Below are 21,608 nucleotides of genomic sequence, written 5' to 3' on the forward strand. Positions count from 1 at the left end.
CCCACGTGTGGATGGGGGAAGTATTGACTGTTTTTTGTAAGTGGGGAAAGGAATTGAACCGCTAGTTATACGCGGTCCCTGTAGGAGCGGCCTTTCGCGACGCAAGGCCGCTCCTACAAGGCCGGTGATAATCAGGCCAGGTGCAGGTGGTTGTCCCAGAACCCGGAGGGCAGGTCCATCGGCTGGCCGATCAGCTCGGCCTTGCGGCAGTCATAAAAGCGGCAACGCCCCTGGCCAGAAGTTACGACAAAGCCATCCTTCACCGCACCTACGCCTGCGCAGTCGGGCATCGGCGCATCCAGCTTCACCGCGCCACTGTCCAGGTCCCAGACGAACAACCGGTTGGCCCGTGGCGCGGTCAGCGCCACCAGCCGCAGGTCGCTGTGAATGGCAACGCTGGCGGTGTACTGGGCCATGGCCTGCAACTGCCGCTCTGGCACCGGGAAGGCCTTGAACGGCTCGCCTGGGCGCTTGATGGCCAGCAGCTCGGCGGTTTCGTCGGCGTCGCCCATGAACTGCTGGCAGGCGGCGATGGTGCCGTCGTCGCCGATGGCCAGGTGACGCACGCTGTTCATCTGCTGGGCGAGGGTTTCCTTGCTCAGCAAGGTGCCGTCGCGCTGCATCAGCACCAGGCTCGGTTGCATGGCGTCGAGGTTCATCTCCACGCGGCTTTCGGCCTCGGTGCGAATGCCACCGTTGGCCACCACCAGGGTTTCCCCATCCGGCAGCCAGGCCACTTCGTGCGGGCCGATACCGTGGGTCGAAAGCTCGCCGCTGTGCACCAGGCGCTCGCCTTCGAAACGGTAGACACCCAGCACGCCACGCCCAGGTTCGGTGGTGTCGTTCTCGGTGGCGTACAGCCACTCGCCGCCCTTGTGGATGACCGCATGGCCATAGAAGTGGCGGTTGGGCTGCGAGACCACGGTTTGCAGCAGCCGCCCGTCGCGCAGGTCGACCAGGTAGCTTTCGGTACCTGGGCGGCGGGCGACGAACAGGGCGATCGGCAGCTCGGGGTGGTTGATGATGGCATGGCAACGCTGGGCAACCTGGGTGCTGAACACCTGGGTGCCGTCCAGGCGGAACCCGACGGCGTAATGCTTGCCATCGCCGTCGTCACGCGCCGAGAGCAGCAGAGGTTCGCTGCCTTTGTTGCGGAACAGGCTCCAGCCGCCCAGGGTGAGGGCGCTGAGCAGTACGCTACCGAGTTTGAGGGCCTGGCGTCGCAGCATGATCAGTCACCGTCGTTGGCATTGAAGCCCAGCTGGATGTTCAACGCTTTGGCCAGCTCGCCTTCGTGCAGGCGATGGACGACGTTGAGGCTGTCGTAGATCTGGTTGAGGGTCTGCTTGCCAGCGTCGTCGGCCAGCAGTTCGCCCAGGGTCTTCTGGTTGTCGGCGAGCAGTTTGACAGCGCTGGCGTAGGCGTCGTCGATCTTGTCCGCCAAGGCCTTCTGGTCGCTGCCCAGCAGGCCACGCAGGCCCTGGTTGTCGACCCCGACCCAGACCGCTTGGGCAGCCTTGAGGCTGGCCTCCAGGCTCTTGAGCGACGAGTGGCTGCGCCAGGCTTCGGCCTGCAGCGGCTGGGCGATGCCCTTGCTCTGGCGGCCCATGGGGGCACCGAGTTTCTTCTTCAGGGTATCGAGCGCGGTGACTTGAGCGCGCAGCAGGTCGGCGATGGCCTCGTGGGAATCGGCGTAGCGCTGGTTGGGGAACTTGGTCATCTGCGAGAGCATGCCGTCGGTGCTGTTCCAGCCCTTGAGGATCTCTTCGGCCAGGGCCTTCTGGTGCTCGGCGATGGCCACCAGCAGTGGGCAGTAGCGGGCTTTCTGCTCAGCCGTGGCAACGTCCGGCTTGCTGTCGAAGAGGATGTACTCGTAAGCCGACAGGCCGCGCACCACGACGCTGGCCTTGCCCAGGGCAGCGGCGTCGACGGGCTTGTCGCCGTTGACCAGTTGCTCGACCTGGCGGCCGACCAGGTTCTTCTTGTCAGGCCAGAACTGTACCTGCCAGGCACGGTTGCCTTCGGCCAGCGGGCCGACCAGCAACGGTTGCAGCTCGGCCCAGGCTTTCTGCGCCATGAGGAAGTCGGCGCGGGCGGTGTCCAGGCTGGCCTTGCCTTCGCAATAGGCCAGGGCGCTGACGGCCAGTTGGCGGTCGGCTTCGACCCAGCGGCTGTAGGTCGGCAGGATCACCTGCTTGGCGATGGCGGCGGAGGTCACGGCTTGCGGGTCCTGCGGCGAGCAGGCGCCGAGGGCGAGTGCGGCGAGGCTGGTGAACAACAGTTTGGGTCGGAACATGCCCGGCTCCTTGCGCGTTTAAAGTGAGTTCAGGAAAGCCAGCAACGCGGCGCGCTGCTCGGCATTGAAGGTGAGCACGAAATCGCGCGCCGCTTGGGCTTCGCCACCGTGCCAGAGCACAGCTTCGAGCAGGTTGCGGGCGCGGCCGTCGTGCAGGAACTGGCTGTGGCCACTGACCGTTTCGCTCAGGCCGATACCCCACAGCGGCGGGGTGCGCCAGTCCTGGCCATTGGCCGCAAATTCGGTGCGCTCATCGGCCAGGCCCGGCCCCATGTCATGCAACAGCAGGTCGCTGTAGGGGCGGATTACCTGGCCGGCCAGCTCGGGTTCGGCCGCGTTTGTGGCGGTGGTGAACTGCGGGGTATGACAGCCCTGGCAGCCGGCCTGGAAGAACAGGTTCTTGCCTGCCAGCACCTGGGGTGAACCCACCTCGCGGCGGGCAGGCACGCCCAGGTTGCGGGTGTAGAAGGTCACCAGGCGCAGAATGTTGTCGCTGACTTCCTTTTCGCCCCCGTTGCCATCGCCATTGGGCGCGGCCAGGCAGTCGACTTGCGCTGCGGTGCAGTCATCCTTGGGTTGCAAGGTGGTGGTCAGGCCCATGTCGCCGGCAAACGCATGGACGTTCTGCTGGTTGACGTTGGGTTGCCCGGCTTTCCAGCCGAAACGGCCAACCACGGTCTTGCCCTGGGCGTCGTCCCAGACCCGGTTGGCCCGACCGCGGATGCCGTCGTGGTTGCGGTCGTCCGGGTCTTCGTTGGCCAGGAGGTCGGCTTCAGGGATGGCTTCGAGCAGGCCAAGGCCGATCATCGGCGGTGCCACACGGGCCGAGAAGCGGGTATCAGGGTGCATTGCGCCGTAGCCCAGCTGGGTGATCTGCAAGCTTGGGCGGCGCAGCTCGACCTGATGGCCGTCCTTGAAGGTGACGGCTTGGTTGGCGTAGGTCACGCGCACCTTGCCCTCCGGTGCCACGCCGGGGATTGCCATGTCCTGCAACTGGGTGCCGTACACCGGCTCGGGGACCACGCCCAGGCGCTCGACCACCTTGGCCAGGTAAGGCTGGTCGGGGATCGACAGGCGTACCAGCATCGACACCGCGTTGCTGTCATCGAGCTCGGGTGGATGGCCTCGGCCATCGCGTACGTGGCAGTTCTGGCAGGCATTGGTGTTGAACAGCGGGCCGAGCCCATCACGCGCGGTGGTGGTGGACGGGGCGATCACCCACGGGTTGCGGAAGAAACTGTTGCCGACGGCGAAGTCCAGGCGCCGCTCGGGCGAGAGGTTGGCCGAGGGCAGGGAATAGGCATTGCGATCACTGCGCTGGACAGTCGCCTTGCCACCCGACAGCGCTTCGCCGGGCTCGGCCTGAGTAAAACGCGGGGCGTCGTCACAGGCGGCGAGGGCAAAGGCCAGCAGCAGGGGAGAGAGTCGGAACAGCGACGAGGACATCAAGGATCCTGGGCGTGAGCGAAAAACCGGCGTGCAAGCTTAGCAAAGTGGGGGTGTTTGAATAAGAGCAATTTGCAATTGCTGGATGAAATCCGTGTCAGCTTGCCTGTGCTGGCCTCTTCGCGGGGCAAGCCCGCCCCCACAGGTTTGCATTGCTCTCAAAACCGAGGAGGTTGTGGGAGCGGGCTTGCCCCGCGAAGAGGCCGGCACAGACAGCACAAAACAAAAAGGCGACCCGAAGGCCGCCTTTTCAGAACCGCTACAGCCGAATCAGAACTCGTGATCCGCAGTATCCGGGTTCAGGTTGGCAATGCCCAGCTTGCCTGCGGCCTGCTCGATCGCACCGGTCTGCTTGACCAGCGAGGCGATGGCATCACGCACGATCTGGTTGCCGGCAGTATTGTCAGCGGCGATCAGCTGGTCGTAGTGCTCGCCTTTCAGGGCGTGGTCGACGATCACCTGGATCTTCGCTTCGGTGGCTTCCAGGTCGGCCTTCAGGGTGGCGTCGGTGGCCGGGTCAACCTTGGCCACCAGCGACGACAGGCTCGGGCCGGTCAGCTTGGTGCCATCCGGGCGGGTGTATTCGCCCAGGTAGACGTTGCGGATGCCCTTGGCGTCGTAGAAGTGCGAGTAGTGGGTGTTGTCGCTGAAGCAGTCATGCTCGTCTTCAGGCGAGTTGGCTTCCAGCGAGACTTTCATGCGCTCGCCCGCCAGTTCGCCCAGCGACAGGCTGCCCATGCCGAACAGCATCTTGCGCAGGCCATCGTTGACCGACTCGGCTTCCAGCTTGGCGCGGTAGTTGTCGGCAACATTCGGTGCCCAGTTGCCGACCATCTCTTCGAGGTCTTTGACCAGCAGGTCGGTGACCGCTTTCAGGTAGGCGCGACGGCGGTCGTTGTGGCCGCCGGTGGCGCCGTTGCCTTCCAGGTAGTCGGAAGCAGGGCGGTTGCCAGCACCTGGGCCGGTGCCGTTCAGGTCCTGGCCCCAGAGCAGGAACTCGATGGCGTGGTAGCCGGTGGCGACGTTGGCCTCGGAACCGCCCAGCTCGTTCAGGCTGGCCAGCTTCTCAGGGGTGATGTCCTTGACGTCGACCTTCTCTTCGCCGACCTGGATCTCGGTGTTGGCGATGATGTTGGCGTTGGCGGCCGGGTTGCCCAGGGCGTGCTCGTAGCTCTTGTCGACGTAGTCGATCAGGCCTTCGTCCAGGGGCCAGGCATTCACTTGGCCTTCCCAGTCGTCGATGATGGTGTTGCCGAAGCGGAAGACTTCGCTCTGCAGGTAGGGAACGCGCGAGGCGAACCAGGCTTCCTTGGCGGCCTTCAGGGTTTCGTCGTTGGGCTGGGCGAGGAACGCGTCGACGGCAGTCTGCAGGGTCTTGGCGGTGCTCAGCGAGTCGCTGTACACGGCGTAGACCAGTTCGGCGTAATGCTTGACCACGGCTTTGCCGGCCGCTTCATCGACAGCCCCAGGCGCCGCGGCGGGGGTGGTGGCGGCAGCAGGTGCCTGAGCTTGCGGAGCAGCGGCCTTGTCATCCTTTTCGCCGCAACCGGCGAGAGCGATGGCGATGGCCAGCAGACTGGCGGAGGCCAGAGGCATTCGAATCATTGTTGGTTTCCCTGCGTCGTGTGGTTGGACCGTGCGCCGTGGCACGCGAAACCGCAACATCATGCGAAAGATTTGCATTTGCTGTAAAGGGGCGAGCGCGCAATTCATGTAAATGCCCGTCACCGCCTGTAACCAGGGCTGACAGGGTCAGAACATGGAAACCTGATTGCGCTGTGCCTGCTTGAGGAAACTGGTCAGTTCGCGTGCCGAAAGCGGCTTGCTGTAGTGGTAGCCCTGACCCTCGTGGCAACCCTGGGCGATGATGTAGGTTTCCTGCTCGGCGGTCTCCACGCCCTCGGCGATCACCTGCATGCCCAGGCTTTTACCCAGTTGGATGATGGCGCGGACGATGGTGGCGTCGTCATCGTCGTCGAGCAGGTCCTGGACGAAGCTCTTGTCGATCTTGATCTTGTCCAGCGGCAACGACTTCAGGTAACTGAGTGACGAATAGCCGGTGCCGAAGTCGTCGATGGCGATCAGCGCCCCGGAGCGGCGCAAGCTGAGCAGGTGCTGGGCAGCGGTGCTGATGTCTTCCATCAGGCCAGTCTCGGTCACCTCCAGCTCCAGGCTGCGGGGCGGCAGGCGGTAGGCCTGCAGCAGGTTGTTGACCACGCGGGGCAGTTCGCTGTGGTGCAGTTGCACGGTCGACAGGTTGACCGCCATGCGCAGGTCGCTGAAGCCCAGGTCGTGCCATTCGCGCAGTTGTCGGCAGGCCTGGTCGAGTACCCACTCGCCGATGGTGATGATGTTGCCGTTCTGCTCGGCCAGCGGGATGAACTGGTCGGGCGGGACCATGCCCAGCTCCGGGTGTTGCCAGCGCAGCAGGGCCTCGACGCCGACCACGCGGTGGTCGCGGTAGCTGATTTGCGGCTGATACACCAGGTACAGCTGATTGCGCGGCAGCGCTTCGCGCAGGTCTTTTTCCAACTCGCGGCGGCGACGCATCTCGCTGTCGACGCTGGCGATGTAGAACTGGTAGCGGTTGCGCGAGCGGGCCTTGGCCAGGGTCATGGTCTGTTCGGCTTTTTGCAGCAGCTTCTCGGTGCTGTCGCCGTCTTCGGGGAACAGGGTGATACCGATGGTGGCGCGCAGGCGGATCTGATGGTGGTCGAGGTCGAACGGCACTTCCAGGTCGTCGAGGATGCTCTGGGCCAGTTCGGCAGCTTCGTAGGGCTGTTCGATATTGGCCTGGACCAGGGCGAACTGGTCGCCCCCCAGACGCGCCAACGCCCCCAGGCGGCCACTGTGGGCGCGCAGGCGGTCGGCCAGGGCCAGCAGCAACTGGTCACCGACCTGGTAGCTGAACTGCTCGTTGATGCCTTTGAAATCGTCCAGGCCCACGCACAGCACCGCGACGCGATGTTGCAGGCGGCCGCCATCGACGAGGATCTTGTCCAGTTGCTGTTGCAGTTGCTGGCGATTCGGCAGGCCGGTGAGGAAGTCGTACTGAGCCATGCGTTGCAGGCTGTTCTCGGCTTCGTGGCGCAGGTGGGTATTGCGCTCGATGGAGGCCAGCAACTGGTTGGCGGTGTTGACCCACAGCCCCAGTTCGTTTTTCTCGTGGCCCTTGAGCAGCGGGATCTGGTGCTGGCTGGGGCGATCGGGGTTGATCTGGGTGAGATGCTCGATGATTTTCGACAGGGGCTTGGTCAACAACCAGTGGTAGACCAGGTACAGCACCAGGCCCATGGCCAGGGCACGCAGCACGCCGGAAATGAAGATGATCACGGCGTTGATCAGGAAGTCTTCGCCATACGACGAGGTGTCGAGGGTGATGCTCAGGTCGCCGTAGTATTCGCTGTAGGGGCCGCGGCCGACCAGCTGGGTGGTGTAGGTGCGTTCCTGGCCGAGGATCAGGTCGGTCAGCCAGCGCATGGACATGTCCTGTAGCGGGCGGGATTTTTCGGCCAGCATGGTTTCGTTGGGGTGACCGATGGACGCCATGCGCACCGATTCATCCTGGAACAGGCCTTCCATGACCTGCATGCCCATCTCCCGGTCAAGGCTGTACACCGCCTGGGTCGAAGGGTCGCGGAACATGTCGAGGATGCGCTGGGCATCGTTGTTGACAGCCTGGCGGGTCTTGTAGGTGTCGTAAACGATTTGCGCACAACTGAGCACGACGCCCACCGCGAGCGCCGACAGCAGCACGACCCTGAGCAACTTGACCGACAAGCTGTTCCGCAATTCCAGCTTCAATGGGGTTTCCTTAATCCATGCGCGCGGCATCATTTTGCCATCAATGAAACCAATACACTATCGGCCGGTGTGCCACGGACACAGCGCGAGAGGCGGGGTTGTCCTTGGCAGTATATCGGTCGCCAGGCCCTGCAACTTGAGTGCGCTGCATCAACTTTCCAGAGGTTTGATGTTAGCGCGCATTCCGGGCTGAGCAAGAGCCATTGAAGGGGCATAAAAAAACCCGGCACCAAGGCCGGGTTTTTCATTCAAGGCTGAATAGGCATCAGGCCTTGAACGTGTTGCCTTCGAACTGTTCGGCAACGAATGCCCAGTTGACCAGGTTCCAGAACGCCTCGACATACTTCGGACGTACGTTGCGGTAGTCGATGTAGTAGGCGTGTTCCCAGACGTCGCAGGTCAGCAGCGGGGTGTCGCCGTTGGTCAGCGGGTTGCCGGCGCCGATGGTGCTGGCCAGGGCCAGGGAACCGTCAGCTTTCTTGACCAGCCAGCCCCAGCCAGAGCCGAAGGTGCCAACCGAAGTCTTGGTGAACTCTTCCTTGAACTTGTCGAAGGAACCGAAAGCGGCGTTGATGGCTTCAGCCAAAGCACCGGTCGGTTGGCCGCCGGCGTTAGGTGCCAGGCAGTTCCAGTAGAAGGTGTGGTTCCAGACTTGAGCGGCGTTGTTGAAGATGCCACCCGAAGAGGTCTTGACGATCTCTTCCAGGGTTTTGCCTTCGAATTCGGTGCCTGGGACCAGGTTGTTCAGGTTCACGACATAGGTGTTGTGGTGCTTGTCGTGGTGATACTCCAGGGTTTCCTTGGAGATGTGCGGCTGCAGGGCATCGTGGGCGTACGGCAGCGGCGGCAATTCAAAAGCCATGGTGGATCTCCTGATTCAGGTCTATTTGCGGTTTGCGCAAGGCCGATCACGGGCGGCCCGATAAGCGTCGGCGAGTTTGTACTCTTTGCGACGCAAGGGCTGGATCATAGCACCGGGACTTGCGCATAACCACGCAACAAAGATAGGGAATAGAGGTTCCAGAGCGGTTGGCCGCTGCCGACCAATGGCCAGTTAGCGCCCCCGGTCAGTTGAAGATCAGCTGCGCCGCCACCGCGAACATCATCACCGCCACCATCAGGTCGAGCATCCGCCAGGTCGCTGGCCGTGCCAGCCACGGTGCCAGCCAGGCCGCGCCGATCGCCAAGGTCGAGAACCACAGCAACGACGCACTGGCCGCCCCCGCCACGTAGGCCCCAGGCACCGTCTGCTGGGCACCGAGCGAGCCGATCAAGAGCACGGTGTCGAGGTACACATGGGGGTTGAGCAAGGTCACCGCCAGTGCACTGAGCAGCACCGCGCGGCGCGAGCGCATGCCCTGGCCTTGCTGATGTTGCAGGCTCTGTTTGGAACAGGCGCTGCGCAAGGCCTTGGCGCCGTACCAGAGCAGAAACACCGCGCCGCCCCAGCGGGCGATGGCCAGCAGGGTCGGGTTATGGGCCAACACCGTGGCCAGGCCGAACACCCCGGCAGCCACCAGCAGGGCGTCACAGACGATGCACAGTGCGGCCACTGGCAGGTGATGCTCGCGGCGCAGGCTTTGCGCGAGGACAAAGGCGTTCTGTGCGCCAATGGCCATGATCAGGCCGAAGGCCACCAGCATGCCGTTCAGATAGCTTTGCCACATGGCGGGGTACTCCAGAAAAAGGACCATAAATGATGCTGGCTATTGTGGTGACTCGCGCTGTATAAGAAAAACAAATAAAGCTGATCTGGCATTAGGAAAATCGATGTTCGACTACAAGCTGCTGGCCGCCCTCGCGGCGGTGATCGAACAAGGTGGCTTCGAGCGCGCGGCGCAGGTGCTTGGGCTGTCGCAATCTGCTATTTCCCAGCGCATCAAGTTGCTCGAAGCGCGGGTTGGCCAGCCCGTGCTGGTGCGTGCCACGCCACCGAGCCCGACTGAAGTCGGGCGCCAGCTGCTCAACCATGTGCAGCAGGTGCGTCTGCTTGAGCGCGACCTGCAACGCCAGGTGCCAGCGCTGGACGAGGAGGGCATGCCGGAGCGTTTGCGGATTGCCCTGAACGCCGACAGCCTGGCCACCTGGTGGGCGGGTGCGGTAGGGGCGTTCTGCGCCGAACAGCGGGTGTTGACCGACCTGGTGGTGGAAGACCAGGACGTGGGCCTCAAACGCATGCGTGCGGGTGAAGTGGCAGCCTGCCTGTGTGGCAGCGAACGGCCTGTGGCCGGCGCGCGCAGCCTGCCCTTGGGGGCGATGCGGTATCGGGCGCTGGCCAGCCCGTTGTTCATGGCGCGGCATTTCCCACAGGGGTTCGAGGTCAAGCGCCTGGCGCGTACGCCGGCGATCGTGTACGGCCCGGACGACTTCCTGCAACACCGCTACCTGGCATCGCTGGGCATCGAGGACGGTTTCTTGCACCACCTGTGCCCGTCGTCCGAAGGTTTTCTGCGCATGACTGAAGCCGGGCTGGGCTGGGGGCTGGTGCCGGAGTTGCAGGCCCGCGAACAACTGTCCTGCGGGCAATTGGTGGAAATATGCGCCGATACTCCCATCGATGTGCCGCTGTACTGGCATCATTGGCGCAATGGCGGGCAATTGCTCGCGCAATTGACCGATCACCTGCGGCACACGGCACGGCAATGGCTGGTGCCCTTGTAGCCACGGCTGGCGTCAGTTGCATCTGAAATCTGGCAAGGCGGAGTCTTACATGCGAATTCTGGTCACCGGCGCGAGCGGCTTCATCGGCGGGCGCTTTGCGCGCTTCGCCCTGGAGCAGGGCCTTGACGTACGGGTCAGCGGCCGACGTGCCGAAGGTGTCGAGCACCTGGTCAAGCGCGGCGCGCAGTTCATCCCTGGTGACCTGGGGGATGCCGAGCTGGCCCGGCGCCTGTGCCAAGGTGTCGATGCGGTGGTCCATTGCGCGGGCGCGGTGGGCAACTGGGGGCGTTTCCAGGATTTTCACCAGGGCAATGTGGTGGTCACTGAAAACGTGGTCGAGGGTTGCCTGAAGGAGCATGTGCGGCGCCTGGTGCACTTGTCGTCGCCGTCGATCTACTTCAATGGCCGCTCGCGCCTGGACATCCGTGAAGACCAGGTGCCGCGCCGCTTCCATGATCACTATGCACTGACCAAGCACCTGGCCGAGCAGAAGGTGTTCGGTGCCCAGGAATTCGGCCTTGAGGTGCTGGCGCTGCGCCCGCGCTTCGTCACCGGGGCCGGTGATGCCAGTATTTTTCCACGGCTGATGCAGATGCAACGCAAGGGCCGCGTGGCAATCATCGGTAACGGCCTGAACAAGGTCGATTTCACCAGCGTGCACAACCTCAACGAAGCGTTGCTCAGCGCCCTGTTCGCCGACGATCGCGCCCTTGGCCAAGCCTACAACATCAGTAATGGCCACCCGCTGCCGCTGTGGGATGTGGTCAATTACGTGATGCGCCAGATGCAACTGCCCCAGGTTACCCGCTACCGCTCCTACCGCCTTGCCTACAGCATGGCCGCGTTGAACGAGGCCGCCTGCATGCTGTGGCCGGGCCGGCCACAGCCGACCCTGTCGCGCCTGGGCATGCAGGTGATGAGCCGCGATTTCACCCTGGACATCAGCCGCGCCCGGCAATACCTGGACTATCAGCCCAAGGTGAGCTTGTGGACGGCGCTGGACGAGTTCTGCGCCTGGTGGAAGCACCAGCCCGAAGGCCTGAAGATCGGCTGAAGATGATGATGGTCATCAATGCGCCGTGCTTGCGGTTTATACTCGTGCCTCTTTGCGACTACCGCGGTTGAATGTATCCATGCGTAACCATGCTCACAATGACTACGATGACGTGCCTACCTTGCGGGCGGGCACCGTTGATGATGACGAACTGATGCCGGCGCACGTGGTGCGCAGCCGCCAGAAAGCCGCTCGCGGTACCAGCACGGCGCCGCTGTGGGCGTTGCTCGGGGCTTCGTTCATTGCATTGGCGGGGCTGGGCTGGTGGAGCTTCCAGCAGATCTCGCTGATGGAGCAGCAACTGGTCGCAACCCAGGAAAGCTTTGCCCGCATCAGCGAAGAGGCAGCCGGGCGCCTGCAGGCGATCAGCGGCAAGGTGGCGGCCAGCGAGTCCAGCGTGACCACGGGTAGCGAGGAGCTGAAACTGCAGCTACGCCAGTTGCAGAAAGGCGTGGCCGGGCAGACTGGCGACCTGGGCAAGCGCCTGGAGCAGGTGCTGGCCGATACCCGTGAACAGCAAAAGGCCGTGACCGAGCTACAGACCCAATTGCAGGCGCAGTTGAAATTGGTGAACGGCGAACTGGCGGCGTTGAAGTCGGGCCAGGTCGATGGCGGCAAACTGGATACCCAGTTCAGCAAGCTGGATACCCAGCTCAACACGCTGGATACCCAGTTCAAGACCTTGACCACTGATGTGGCAGCCTTGAAAGCAGCGCAGGTCGATGGCGGCAAGCTCGATGGGCAACTCAAGAGCCTGGGCAGCGATATAGCGGCGCTGAAGAAACAGGGCAACCCGAGTGCGGCGATCCAGAGCCTGGAACAGGACATGCTGGTGTTGAAGAGCCAGATCGACAATCGCCCGGCGGCTGCGGCGTCGTCGAGCGGTGCTTCGGTGCAGGAGTTCGATGCGTTCCGTGGGCAGATGACCCGTAGCATCAACACGCTGCAGAGCCAGATCCAGAACCTGCAGCAGCAGATCAACGCGCGGCCTTGAATACCCCGTGTAGCGGGTAGGAGCAGCACAAGGCTGCTCCTGCACGATCACATCCGTGGGTAGTCGATATACCCCACCGGCCCCTTGCTATAGAACGTTTCCGGGTGTGCCTGGTTCAACGGCGCATCCGCCGCCAGGCGTGCTGGCAGGTCCGGGTTGGCGATGAACGGCACACCGAACGCCACGGCGTCCGCCCGGCCATTGGCCAGCGCGGCACTGGCAGTGACCTTGGTGAAGCGCTCGTTGACAATGTAAGGGCCGCCGAACGCTTGCTTGATCAGCGGGCCGATGCTGTCGTCAGCTTCCTTTTCACGTGAGCAGATGAAGGCGATACCGCGCTTGCCCAGTTCGCCTGCCACGTAGGTGAAGGTCTCGGCCCGGTCGGCGTCGCCCATGTCGTGTGAGTCGGCGCGCGGCGCCAGGTGTACGCCCACGCGGTTTGCCCCCCACACTTCAATGGCGGCGTCGGTTACTTCCAGCAGCAAGCGTGCGCGGTTTTCCAGTGAACCACCGTAGCGGTCGGTGCGCTGGTTGGTGCTGCTCTGCAGGAACTGGTCGAGCAGGTAGCCATTGGCACCGTGGATCTCCACGCCATCGAAGCCTGCGGCCTTGGCGTTTTCGGCACCGCTGCGGTAGGCCTCGACGACATCGACGATCTCTTCGGTTTCCAGCGCACGCGGGGTCGGGTAGTCGCTGAGCGGGCGCACCAGGCTGACATGGCCTTTGGGTTGGATCGCGCTGGGTGCCACCGGCAGTTCGCCGTTCAGGTAACTGGGGTGCGAGATGCGGCCAACGTGCCACAGTTGCAGGAAGATGCGCCCGCCGGCGCCGTGCACGGCCTTGGTGACGTTGTTCCAGCCACGTACCTGTTCATCGTTCCAGATGCCAGGGGTGTCCGGGTAGCCGACCCCCATCGCCGTCACCGAAGTCGCTTCGCTGAGGATCAGCCCGGCACTGGCACGTTGCACGTAGTACTCGGCCATCAGCGCGTTGGGCACCCGGCCTTCATCGGCGCGGCAGCGGGTCAGCGGGGCCATGATGATGCGGTTGGGCAGTTGCAGGTCGCCCAGCGTGATCGGATCGAAGAGCGTAGTCATGCGGTTTCCTTTTCAGAGCGCTTGGCTCAACTGTGCGAGGAAGGCCTGAATGGTCTCCTCATTGCGTTTGAAGAAGTGCCATTGGCCGATCTTCTGGCTGCTGATCAGGCCGGCGCGCTGCAAGATGGCCAGGTGGGCGGAGACGGTCGACTGCGACAGGCCGCAGCGTTGGTCGATCTGCCCGGCACAGACACCGTGTTCGGTGCTGTGGTGCTGGTCAGGAAACTGCGTAGCCGGGTCCTTCAGCCAGTCGAGGATTTCTCGCCGGACCGGGTGGGCCAGGGCTTTTATTATTTCGTCCAGATCGAGGGGCATGGGGTAGGGCTCGTGGTGAAGCGGTAGCTCGCGACAGGGCAAAATGTAAATCGGTATTTCGCGATATACAAATATGAAGAGGTGCTGAGCTGAGCACTAATCGTTATATCGTGTCATGACGATATAAAGGGCGGCAGTGCTAAACTTGCGCCATGAACTACCTCGCACACTTGCACCTGGGCGGCCCCGCGCCGCAGCAATTGCTCGGCAGCCTGTATGGCGATTTCGTCAAGGGCTCGCTGGAAGGGCGCTTTCCCCCAACGCTGGAAGCGGCGATCCGCCTGCACCGGCATATCGACAGCTATACCGACCGTCATCCCCTGGTACTGGCCGCGCTGGCCCGGTTTCCCGCGCAGCGGCGGCGCTTTGCCGGCATCGTCCTCGATGTGTTTTTCGACCATTGCCTGGCCCGGCATTGGGCGGACTATGCCGAGCAGCCGTTGCTGCAGTTCACCGGCGATTTCTATCGGGTGCTGCTGGCCGAGCCTGAGTTGCCGGGGCGTCTGGCGCGCATCGCGCCGTTCATGGCGGCGGATGACTGGCTGGGGGCGTATGGCGATTTTGAGATCTTGGAGCAGGTGTTCAACGGCATCGCGCGACGGCTGTCGCGGCCGGAGGGGATGAGCGGTGTGATGGGGGAGCTGGAGCGGTTGTATGAGCCGCTGATGGCGGATTTTCGTGAGTTTTATCCCCAGTTGCAGGCGTTTGCGGCGGCTGGGCGGGTGTCTGACAGTTGAGTTTTCGGTAGTTGGTGCCGGCCCTTTCGCGGGGCAAGCCCGCTCCCACAGGTACTCCATGCCATCAAGTCCAGTGGAGTATCTGTGGGAGCGGGCTTGCCCCGCGAAAGGGCCGGTACTGTCGAAGACGAATCAGGCAGCCCGCGCTTGGCGCCGCGGCACCAGCTCTGCCTCATCAACCCCAAACAACGCCACATGAATGGCCTGCTGCGCCTGCAATGCCAGCACCGCACGCTCCTTCTGCGCACTGGCTATTGGCGGCAGCAGATGAATGCACACCTCGCCACGCGGCTGGGCAAACAGGCGCATCAGGTGCGACACCAGGTCATCATCGCCAATGAACGGCGCAATCGGATCAGCTTCGCCATTACGCAAGTATTGGATAGCCACCGGCTGCACCGGCACCCCTTGATCGATGGCTCCTGCCAGCAATCGACCGTGGAAGGTACGCAACTGGCGGCCATCGGTGGTGGTGCCTTCCGGGAAGATCAACAGCGGCCGGGCGTCGCCCAGTTGCTCGCCGATCTGCTCTCGCAGACGCTGGCTGTCGCCACCGCCGCGACGGATGAACAGCGTGCCGGCTTTCTCCGCCAGCCAGCCGGCTACTGGCCAGTGGCGTACTTCGGCCTTGGACAGAAACGACAGCGGAAGCAGCATGCCGAGCAGGGGTATGTCGGTCCAGGAAACATGGTTGCTGACCCACAGCATCGGCAGCTTTGGCCGCTCGCCAAGCACCCGAACCTCGAAGGGCAAGGCGGCGACCAGGCGTTTCATGAACAGGCAGGCCCAGCGTTGACGGCGCTCGGTCGAGGGCTTCAGGCCCAGGCGTTCACCCAACGCAATCACGCTGGCCATCAGCATGCCCAATAGCAGTACCAGGATCAGCCGTGCAAGGCGGGCGAGTACCCGCAACTTGGGCATCAGACTGCCGCCTTGAAGTGGCGGGCGTAGCGCGGGCAGAGGTCGTCGCGCTTGAGCAGGATGAACACATCGGCGACCTGGAAATCCTCGTCCCAGCACGGCTCGCCGCAGATCTTCGCGCCCAAGCGCATATATGCCTTGAGCAGCGGTGGCATCTGGGCGATGACGTTGTGTGGCAGGGCCAGGTTCGGCAGGGGCTTTTTCGGCTCGGCACGCAGGTGCTCGGTGCACAGGTAACGGTCGCGCAGGCGCTGCATGACCGCATGGGCCTGCACGCCACCGTCCTGCATGGGAATGCTGGCGCATCCCATCAGGTAGCTGTAACGCCCCTCGTTGAGCACTTCGGCAAGCTCGCCCCAGAGCACGGCGATGGTGCCGCCGTTGCGGTATTCGGCAGCCACGCAAGTCCGGCCCAGTTCAAGGATCGGCCCTTGCAACTGCAGCAGGCCGTGCAGGCGGAACTCTTCTTCGCTGTAGAAGCGGCCCAGGCTACTGGCCGCCTGGTGGTCGAGCAGCCGCGTGGTGGCGACCAGTTCGCCGGTACTCAGGTCGCGCACGCCGATGTGGCGGCAGTGCGGGTCGTAATCGTCCATGTCCAGGCCGTGTTCGGCACCGTTGAGCTTGGCCTTGAATTCTGCGCTGAACACTTTGTAGCGCAAGGCCTGTGCTTCCTGCAGGGCCGTGGCGCCGACCAGGCGTTCGGCTTGCAGACGGCGTTCAGTGCTGTTGTCGCCAGTGTGAGCGATCCGAGTCATTACGAGTCTCCATAAGCCAGCCATGAAGGGTTGCGGCCGGTCGGCTTTGTTGTGCAAAGTCAGCCTAGGTAGACGGGGTGTCACCCCTGTGAATCTTTGGTGATGCTTGCGTGACACCCTCCGACAAACCCCAGCATGGAGCTGTGTCCGATGGCCTGGTTACAACGACTCAACGACCCGCTGCGCCAACCTGTGGCCGGCACCCTGGGCGAAACCTACGCCGCGCTGCTCGAGCGCCTTGGCCAGGTTGCCCCCTTCGAACTGGCGGTGCTCGGCGGGCGCGCCATGGCCACCCCGGGCCTGGCGTTTCTGATCGGCTACCAGGCTGCCTTGCGCGTACTCTGGCCCAGCGCACCGCCCAGCCTCGGCGCCTTGTGCGCGACCGAACGGCGTAGCGTGCGGCCGGCAGACATGCGCACCCGTGTCGACGGGTTGCGGCTGACCGGTAGCAAGGATTTCGTCACCGCCGGCCTTGAGGCGGAGTGGTTGCTGGTAGCGGCGCGCAGCGAAGCGGCAGGCGAGGCGCCACGGCTGAAGCTGGCGGTGGTGTACCCCGGTGAGCCGGGCGTGACGCTGGAGGCGCTGCCGATTTTGCCGCTGATGCCTGAAGTCGGCCATGGCCGCTTGCTGCTGGAGCAAGCGGCTTGCGAGTTGCTGGCGGGCGATGGCTGGGACGCTTACGTCAAACCGTTCCGCTCGCTCGAAGACCTGTATGTGCTTGCTGCGTTGACGGCCTGGCTGTATGGCGTGGGCCAGGAATGTGCGTGGCCACAGGCGCTGCGCCTGCGTTTGCTGAGCCTATTGGCCGGGTGTGCCGAGGGCAGCCGCCAGTGTGCGGACAGTGTGGCTTGCCATTTGTTGTTGGCAGGGTTGTTTGCGCAGTTTCAGGCGCTGCGGGGTGATATCGATGAGGCGTTGCTGGCTGGGCCAACGCACTGGGCGCAGATCTGGCAGCGTGATCAGGGGGTGATGGCGTTGGCTGCGGCGGCGCGGGAGAAGCGCCTGGCCAAGGCATGGGCGGCTGCAGGATTGTCATGAAAGGCCGGCAGACTCGGTTGAACTGTTGAAGTTTGGGGCCGCTTTGCGGCCCTTTCGCGACGCAAGGCCGCTCCCACAAACCGGCGCTGTGGGAGCGGCCTTGCGTCGCGAAAGGGCTGCGCAGCAGCCCCAATGCCTGCACCCCGAGGCCCACGTGCACAGCCTTTTAAAAGCCTTGCTGGCAACGCTCATCTGGGTAGCCGCTTCAGCCTGCGCCGAAGACTGGCCAGCCCCCGACTGGCAAACCGACCCTACAGTCATCGACTGGCAAGCTGTCGATGCCTACGCCTTCCCCGCTGACGGCAGCCTTCGCACCGATGCCCTGCTGATCATCCGCGACGGCCGCATTCTCTATGAACGCTACACCAACCCCACAACGGCCCATACCGCGCACCTCACCTGGTCGGTGAGCAAGAGCGTGCTGGCCACGGTGCTGGGTATCGCCCAAGGCGAAGGGCGCTTTCGGTTGCAGGACCCGGTAGCCCACGTCTATCCACCCATGCGGGCACACCCGGACGTGCGCCTGGCCGACCTTCTGCACTGGGCCAGCGGCTTGGACTGGCAGGAAGACTACGAATACGCACCGCTAAACTCCTCCGTGGTGGCCATGCTTTATACCCGCGGTCGCGCGGACATGGCGGCCTATACGGCGGCGCGGCCAGCGGCACGCAGACCGGGGCAGCGCTTTGTGTACTCCAGCGGCGACAGCAACCTGCTGGCTGCGGCGTTACGCGGCATGCTCGATACGGGGCAGTACGCCGACTACCCGTGGCAGGCGCTGTTCACGCCGCTGGGTATCAACAGCGCAGTGTGGGAACGCGACGCTGCGGGTACCTACGTTGGTTCTTCGTACCTGTACCTCACTGCCCGGGACTTGGCGCGCATAGGCCTGCTGATGCAGCGCGAGGGGCGCTGGGGTGATCGGCAATTGCTGCCTGCGACCTGGGTGGCTTTCAATCGCACGCCGTTTGCACAGGCCGAGCCTGTACCCGGCGAGGCCAGCCCTGGCGGCCACTGGTGGCTCAACCATGCGCAGGCGTGGCCAAATGCGCCGGCTGACACCTACGCCGCGCTTGGTCACTGGGGCCAGGCGCTGTACGTGCTGCCGACGCAGAAACTGCTGATTGTCCGCTATGCCGATGACCGCGACGGCACCTACCAGCATGACCAACTGCTCAAGCGGGTGCTGGCTGCGCTGGCCGGGGAGGGCGCATGAAACGGGCGCTGCTAGTGCTTCTGGTACTGCTTGTCGGGTCGCTGGGCTGGAGCGCTTGGCAGGCGCGCCAGGCCTTGGCGGATTTCCCGGGCATCCTTTCGGCCTACTCGGCCAAGGAGTATTGTTCGTGCCGCTTCGTCATGGGCTTTGACCCCACGTACTGCAAAGGCTACGTGAAGCAGTGGCTGCCCCTTGGCCTGCTGGAAGAAAGCACCGCGCAGCGTCTGGTCACGGCCGAGGGCCTGGGCCGGCGTAATCAGGCCGCATGGCAGGGCCCACGCGCGGGCTGCCGCTTGCTGCCATGATGGCGGGCGGGTAAGGTTGCGGTCTTGTTTCACGAGATCTGTCATGTTCAAGTTGCCCCGTCTTTTGCCCGCATTGTTGCTGGCGCTGTGCCTTCCCGCCCATGCCAACTGGCACCTCGATGGCGAGTCGTCGCGCCTGTCGTTTATTACCGGTAAAAACGGTGATACCGCCGAAGTTCATCGCTTTCTGGTGCTGCATGGCACGGTAGACCGCAAGGGTATGGCTGGCCTGAGTATCGAAATGGACTCGGTGAGCAGCGGCATCCCCCTGCGCGATGAGCGTATGCGTGATGGCCTGTTTGAAGTCGAGCGTTTCGCCGAGGCGACCGTGAAGGCCCAGCTGGACCTGCGGCCGATCAACGACCTGGCCAACGGCGCGCAAATCGAATTGCGCCTGCCGCTGACGGTGACGCTGCGTGGCCAGTCCCACAGCTACAACGCCTTGCTGCTGGCCACGCGGCTGGACGAGCGGCGCTTCCAGGTGGTCACCCTGGAGCCCCTGGTGCTGCGCGCCGAGGATTTTGGCCTGGTGCCGGGGCTGGAAAGCCTGCGCAAGTTCGCCGGGCTCAAATCCATCAACCCTTCGGTACCGGTCAATGCGGTGCTGATTTTCACCGCCCGCTGACATGCCGGGGCCGGTCTTCCCCTGGCGGGATGGCAACCAGTTCGAACTGCTGATCGACGGCCCCGAATTCTTTCCACGCATGCTTCAGGCGGTCACGGGGGCGCAGTTTCAGGTCGACCTTGAGCTGTACCTGGTCGAGGCTGGCGCCTGCGCCGAAGCGGTGGTCGAAGCGCTGGAGCAAGCCGCGCGGCGTGGTGTGCGGGTGCGTTGCCTGTTTGATGACTATGGCTCGCTGGCCTTCAACAGCGTCCTGCGCCAACGTCTGCTGGAGGCAGGCGTGTACCTGCGCTGGTACAACCGCCTGCGCTGGAAGCGTGGTTTGCGTAACCTGTACCGCGATCACCGCAAGCTGCTGCTGGTGGACGAGCGCTGGGCAGCGGTGGGAGGCACGGGCGTCACCGACGAGTTCTGGACGCCGGGCGCCGATACCAGCGAGTGGCATGAGGTGATGGTGCAGATGGAAGGGCCGGTGGTCACCGACTGGCAGTTGCTGTTCGACCGCCAATGGCACGCCAACAACCGCCGCACCGCCTGGCGGCCGGCCGAAGGCTTCGGCCTGCCACGCCTGCCCAAGGTGCCGGCGCAGGGGCAGGGCATGGGCCGGGTAGCCTATGCCGACGCCCGCCAGCATCAGGACATCCTGCATTCACTGGTGCGCGCGCTCAACAGCGGCAAGCAGCGGGTGTGGCTGGCCACGCCGTATTTTCTGCCGACCTGGAGTGTGCGTCGCTCGTTGCGCCGTGCCGCCAGCAAAGGCCTGGACGTGCGCCTGTTGCTGACCGGGCCGCGTACCGATCACCCCTCGGTGCGCTATGCCGGGCATCGCTATTACCCGCGCCTGCTGCGCGCCGGGGTGAAGATATTCGAGTACCAGCCGTGTTTCCTGCACTTGAAAATGGCCGTGGTGGACGACTGGGTCAGCGTGGGTTCGTGCAACTTCGACCACTGGAACCTGCGCTTCAACCTCGAAGCCAACATCGAGGCGCTGGACCCGCCGCTGACGGCTGCCGTGGTGGCCAGCTTCGAACGTGACTTCGCCTTGAGCGAACAAGTCGACCTCGCGCGTTGGCATGCCAGGCCGCTGTGGCGGCGGGTGAAGCAGCGGGTCTGGGGGTGGCTCGACCGGCTGGTGGTCAACCTGCTCGACCGGCGTGACTAAGAGCGACTATCGTGCAGTGACTGTTCACAGGCAATGGAAGGAGTGGATGTGATGACGGCGAAGAAAATTCTCATGCTGGTAGGCGACTACGTTGAGGATTACGAAGCGATGGTGCCGTTCCAGGCCCTGAGCATGGTTGGCCATACGGTGCATGCAGTGTGCCCCGAGAAGCTCGCGGGGCAGACCGTGCGCACCGCGATCCATGATTTCGAGGGTGAGCAGACTTACAGCGAGAAGCCAGGGCATAACTTTGCCCTGAACTATGACTTCGTGCGGGTACGCCCCGAAAGCTATGACGCCTTGTTGATCCCAGGTGGCCGTGCCCCGGAATACCTGCGTCTGGATGAAAAAGTGCTGGAGCTGGTCAGGGCGTTCGACCAGGCGGGCAAGCCGATTGCAGCCGTGTGCCATGGGGCTCAGTTGCTGGCGGCGGCTGGCGTGTTGGAAGGGCGCGAATGCAGTGCGTATCCGGCGTGTGCTCCGGAGGTGCGGTTGGCGGGCGGCACGTTCATCGACATTGCGGTGGACCAGGCGCACGTGGATGGCAACCTGGTGACCGCCCCTGCGTGGCCTGCACACCCGGCCTGGCTGGCGGCATTTTTGAAGGTGCTGGGGACTCGCATTTCCTGAACCGGCCCTTTCGCGGGCAAGCCCGCCCCCACAGGTTACCCAACTGGGCTCAAGAACCGTGGGGTAGCCTGTGGGAGGGGGCTTGCCCGCGAAGAGGCCAGTGGCTCAGCCTACCTGCTCAACCCAATCATTGAGGTTGTAGTAGTTGGTCACCCGGGCAATCTTGCCGCAGTGAATATAAAAGAACGCCCCCGCCGACAACACATACGTCTGCCCATTGGCCGCCGGCAGCCCTTCGTCGTCGGCGAGGTATTCACCATGCACCGTGAACTCTGCCGCCGCCCGGCTGCCGTCGGCATTCTGCATCACCACGATATCGGCCAGGCGCTCGCGGTAGCAGCGGTTCATCTTGTCCATGAACGCGGCAAACCTGGCCTTGCCCATCTGCCGCTCGCCCTGGTTGATGTCGTGGATCACATCCTCGCTCAACAGCGCCAGAAAGCCCGGCATGTCACCGGCATTGAAGGCTGCGTAGTATGCATTTACCAGTTCGGTAGCGGTCATGGAACAATACCTGTCGTGTAGGGAAAAGGCGGAGCGTTGGCTTGGATGATA

General features: G+C 63.7%; 22 protein-coding genes. 10 read left to right on the plus strand and 12 right to left on the minus strand.

Features of this window, described 5'->3' with window-relative positions:
- Positions 1–131 precede the first annotated feature (131 nt).
- The 7 genes from OGV19_RS01030 to OGV19_RS01060 form a co-directional block, all read right to left on the minus strand.
- Positions 132–1,229: a DUF1513 domain-containing protein gene (locus OGV19_RS01030; RefSeq protein ID WP_264311725.1), complete on the minus strand. Its 1,098-nt coding sequence runs from the start codon at positions 1,227–1,229 to the stop codon at positions 132–134.
- Positions 1,230–1,231: 2 nt separating this feature from the next.
- Positions 1,232–2,296 (minus strand): imelysin family protein, encoded by a 1,065-nt coding sequence (locus OGV19_RS01035; protein WP_264311726.1) that lies wholly within the window; start codon positions 2,294–2,296, stop codon positions 1,232–1,234.
- Between the two features lie 18 nt (positions 2,297–2,314).
- The gene (locus tag OGV19_RS01040) at positions 2,315–3,742 is read right to left on the minus strand and encodes a di-heme oxidoreductase family protein (RefSeq protein ID WP_264311727.1); all 1,428 of its coding nucleotides are present in this window, start codon (positions 3,740–3,742) and stop codon (positions 2,315–2,317) included.
- 270 nt (positions 3,743–4,012) lie between these two features.
- Positions 4,013–5,347: an imelysin family protein gene (locus OGV19_RS01045; protein WP_264311728.1), complete on the minus strand. Its 1,335-nt coding sequence runs from the start codon at positions 5,345–5,347 to the stop codon at positions 4,013–4,015.
- A 147-nt stretch (positions 5,348–5,494) separates the two neighbouring features.
- Entirely contained in the window at positions 5,495–7,546 is a 2,052-nt protein-coding gene (locus OGV19_RS01050) for a putative bifunctional diguanylate cyclase/phosphodiesterase (RefSeq protein ID WP_264311729.1), read from the minus strand.
- Positions 7,547–7,811: 265 nt separating this feature from the next.
- On the minus strand, positions 7,812–8,408 hold the full coding sequence (locus OGV19_RS01055; RefSeq protein WP_095064204.1) for a superoxide dismutase: 597 nt from the start codon (positions 8,406–8,408) through the stop codon (positions 7,812–7,814).
- 205 nt (positions 8,409–8,613) lie between these two features.
- Positions 8,614–9,213, minus strand: coding sequence for a LysE/ArgO family amino acid transporter (locus tag OGV19_RS01060; protein ID WP_264311730.1), 600 nt, complete (start codon positions 9,211–9,213; stop codon positions 8,614–8,616).
- A 103-nt stretch (positions 9,214–9,316) separates the two neighbouring features.
- On the opposite strand from OGV19_RS01060, the gene OGV19_RS01065 reads away from it, so the two are divergent.
- The 3 genes from OGV19_RS01065 to OGV19_RS01075 all read left to right on the plus strand — a co-directional run bounded on the left by OGV19_RS01065 (position 9,317) and on the right by OGV19_RS01075 (position 12,255).
- Positions 9,317–10,207, plus strand: coding sequence for a LysR family transcriptional regulator ArgP (locus OGV19_RS01065; protein ID WP_264311731.1), 891 nt, complete (start codon positions 9,317–9,319; stop codon positions 10,205–10,207).
- Positions 10,208–10,256: 49 nt separating this feature from the next.
- Entirely contained in the window at positions 10,257–11,261 is a 1,005-nt protein-coding gene (locus OGV19_RS01070) for an NAD-dependent epimerase/dehydratase family protein (protein WP_264311732.1), read from the plus strand.
- 79 nt (positions 11,262–11,340) lie between these two features.
- A complete protein-coding gene (locus OGV19_RS01075; protein WP_264311733.1) occupies positions 11,341–12,255 on the plus strand; it encodes an ATPase in 915 nt (304 codons plus the stop codon).
- 47 nt (positions 12,256–12,302) lie between these two features.
- Here the strand turns inward: OGV19_RS01075 and OGV19_RS01080 are convergent, their stop codons facing one another.
- Complete coding sequence (locus OGV19_RS01080) at positions 12,303–13,352, minus strand: alkene reductase (RefSeq protein ID WP_264311734.1); 1,050 nt, start codon at positions 13,350–13,352, stop codon at positions 12,303–12,305.
- Positions 13,353–13,364: 12 nt separating this feature from the next.
- Positions 13,365–13,667, minus strand: coding sequence for an ArsR/SmtB family transcription factor (locus OGV19_RS01085; RefSeq protein WP_264311735.1), 303 nt, complete (start codon positions 13,665–13,667; stop codon positions 13,365–13,367).
- A gap of 152 nt (positions 13,668–13,819) precedes the next feature.
- Between OGV19_RS01085 and OGV19_RS01090 the strand changes: the two genes are divergently transcribed.
- Positions 13,820–14,404: an acyl carrier protein phosphodiesterase gene (locus tag OGV19_RS01090; protein WP_264311736.1), complete on the plus strand. Its 585-nt coding sequence runs from the start codon at positions 13,820–13,822 to the stop codon at positions 14,402–14,404.
- Between the two features lie 132 nt (positions 14,405–14,536).
- Here the strand turns inward: OGV19_RS01090 and OGV19_RS01095 are convergent, their stop codons facing one another.
- Both OGV19_RS01095 and olsB read right to left on the minus strand, forming a co-directional pair.
- Positions 14,537–15,325 carry a lysophospholipid acyltransferase family protein gene (locus tag OGV19_RS01095; protein WP_264311737.1) on the minus strand — a complete coding sequence of 263 codons (789 nt, stop codon included), beginning with the start codon at positions 15,323–15,325 and terminating at the stop codon, positions 14,537–14,539.
- Positions 15,325–16,080 carry an L-ornithine N(alpha)-acyltransferase gene (olsB, locus tag OGV19_RS01100; protein ID WP_264311738.1) on the minus strand — a complete coding sequence of 252 codons (756 nt, stop codon included), beginning with the start codon at positions 16,078–16,080 and terminating at the stop codon, positions 15,325–15,327. The genes OGV19_RS01095 and olsB overlap by 1 nt, the downstream gene beginning before the upstream one ends.
- 150 nt (positions 16,081–16,230) lie before the next feature.
- Between olsB and OGV19_RS01105 the strand changes: the two genes are divergently transcribed.
- The 6 genes from OGV19_RS01105 (at position 16,231) to OGV19_RS01130 (ending at position 21,053) form a co-directional block, all read left to right on the plus strand.
- A complete protein-coding gene (locus tag OGV19_RS01105) occupies positions 16,231–17,118 on the plus strand; it encodes an acyl-CoA dehydrogenase middle domain-containing protein (protein WP_264311739.1) in 888 nt (295 codons plus the stop codon).
- Positions 17,119–17,272: 154 nt separating this feature from the next.
- A complete protein-coding gene (locus tag OGV19_RS01110; RefSeq protein WP_264311740.1) occupies positions 17,273–18,334 on the plus strand; it encodes a serine hydrolase domain-containing protein in 1,062 nt (353 codons plus the stop codon).
- Positions 18,331–18,639, plus strand: coding sequence for an amidase (locus tag OGV19_RS01115; protein WP_264311741.1), 309 nt, complete (start codon positions 18,331–18,333; stop codon positions 18,637–18,639). The genes OGV19_RS01110 and OGV19_RS01115 overlap by 4 nt, the downstream gene beginning before the upstream one ends.
- A 43-nt stretch (positions 18,640–18,682) precedes the next feature.
- On the plus strand, positions 18,683–19,264 hold the full coding sequence (locus OGV19_RS01120; RefSeq protein WP_264311742.1) for a YceI family protein: 582 nt from the start codon (positions 18,683–18,685) through the stop codon (positions 19,262–19,264).
- A 1-nt stretch (position 19,265) separates the two neighbouring features.
- Positions 19,266–20,423, plus strand: coding sequence for a phospholipase D-like domain-containing protein (locus OGV19_RS01125; protein ID WP_264311743.1), 1,158 nt, complete (start codon positions 19,266–19,268; stop codon positions 20,421–20,423).
- A 48-nt stretch (positions 20,424–20,471) separates the two neighbouring features.
- Positions 20,472–21,053 (plus strand): DJ-1/PfpI family protein, encoded by a 582-nt coding sequence (locus OGV19_RS01130; protein ID WP_264311744.1) that lies wholly within the window; start codon positions 20,472–20,474, stop codon positions 21,051–21,053.
- Positions 21,054–21,158: 105 nt separating this feature from the next.
- Here the strand turns inward: OGV19_RS01130 and OGV19_RS01135 are convergent, their stop codons facing one another.
- Positions 21,159–21,557, minus strand: a complete 399-nt coding sequence (locus OGV19_RS01135) for a nuclear transport factor 2 family protein (RefSeq protein ID WP_027594067.1) — start codon at positions 21,555–21,557, stop codon at positions 21,159–21,161.
- Positions 21,558–21,608 lie beyond the last annotated feature (51 nt).

The organism is Pseudomonas putida (assembly GCF_025905425.1).
Taxonomy (GTDB): Bacteria; Pseudomonadota; Gammaproteobacteria; order Pseudomonadales; family Pseudomonadaceae; genus Aquipseudomonas; species Aquipseudomonas putida_AF.

What these genes read in the sequence shown, in the direction of transcription:
- OGV19_RS01030 (WP_264311725.1), bottom strand. Translation starts at nt 1,229, where the DNA reads ATGCTGCGACGCCAGGCCCTCAAACTCGGTAGCGTACTGCTCAGCGCC.
- OGV19_RS01035 (WP_264311726.1), bottom strand. Translation starts at nt 2,296, where the DNA reads ATGTTCCGACCCAAACTGTTGTTCACCAGCCTCGCCGCACTCGCCCTC.
- OGV19_RS01040 (WP_264311727.1), bottom strand. Translation starts at nt 3,742, where the DNA reads ATGTCCTCGTCGCTGTTCCGACTCTCTCCCCTGCTGCTGGCCTTTGCC.
- OGV19_RS01045 (WP_264311728.1), bottom strand. Translation starts at nt 5,347, where the DNA reads ATGATTCGAATGCCTCTGGCCTCCGCCAGTCTGCTGGCCATCGCCATC.
- OGV19_RS01055 (WP_095064204.1), bottom strand. Translation starts at nt 8,408, where the DNA reads ATGGCTTTTGAATTGCCGCCGCTGCCGTACGCCCACGATGCCCTGCAG.
- OGV19_RS01060 (WP_264311730.1), bottom strand. Translation starts at nt 9,213, where the DNA reads ATGTGGCAAAGCTATCTGAACGGCATGCTGGTGGCCTTCGGCCTGATC.
- OGV19_RS01065 (WP_264311731.1), top strand. Translation starts at nt 9,317, where the DNA reads ATGTTCGACTACAAGCTGCTGGCCGCCCTCGCGGCGGTGATCGAACAA.
- OGV19_RS01070 (WP_264311732.1), top strand. Translation starts at nt 10,257, where the DNA reads ATGCGAATTCTGGTCACCGGCGCGAGCGGCTTCATCGGCGGGCGCTTT.
- OGV19_RS01075 (WP_264311733.1), top strand. Translation starts at nt 11,341, where the DNA reads ATGCGTAACCATGCTCACAATGACTACGATGACGTGCCTACCTTGCGG.
- OGV19_RS01080 (WP_264311734.1), bottom strand. Translation starts at nt 13,352, where the DNA reads ATGACTACGCTCTTCGATCCGATCACGCTGGGCGACCTGCAACTGCCC.
- OGV19_RS01085 (WP_264311735.1), bottom strand. Translation starts at nt 13,667, where the DNA reads ATGCCCCTCGATCTGGACGAAATAATAAAAGCCCTGGCCCACCCGGTC.
- OGV19_RS01090 (WP_264311736.1), top strand. Translation starts at nt 13,820, where the DNA reads ATGAACTACCTCGCACACTTGCACCTGGGCGGCCCCGCGCCGCAGCAA.
- OGV19_RS01095 (WP_264311737.1), bottom strand. Translation starts at nt 15,325, where the DNA reads ATGCCCAAGTTGCGGGTACTCGCCCGCCTTGCACGGCTGATCCTGGTA.
- olsB (WP_264311738.1), bottom strand. Translation starts at nt 16,080, where the DNA reads ATGACTCGGATCGCTCACACTGGCGACAACAGCACTGAACGCCGTCTG.
- OGV19_RS01105 (WP_264311739.1), top strand. Translation starts at nt 16,231, where the DNA reads ATGGCCTGGTTACAACGACTCAACGACCCGCTGCGCCAACCTGTGGCC.
- OGV19_RS01115 (WP_264311741.1), top strand. Translation starts at nt 18,331, where the DNA reads ATGAAACGGGCGCTGCTAGTGCTTCTGGTACTGCTTGTCGGGTCGCTG.
- OGV19_RS01120 (WP_264311742.1), top strand. Translation starts at nt 18,683, where the DNA reads ATGTTCAAGTTGCCCCGTCTTTTGCCCGCATTGTTGCTGGCGCTGTGC.
- OGV19_RS01125 (WP_264311743.1), top strand. Translation starts at nt 19,266, where the DNA reads ATGCCGGGGCCGGTCTTCCCCTGGCGGGATGGCAACCAGTTCGAACTG.
- OGV19_RS01135 (WP_027594067.1), bottom strand. Translation starts at nt 21,557, where the DNA reads ATGACCGCTACCGAACTGGTAAATGCATACTACGCAGCCTTCAATGCC.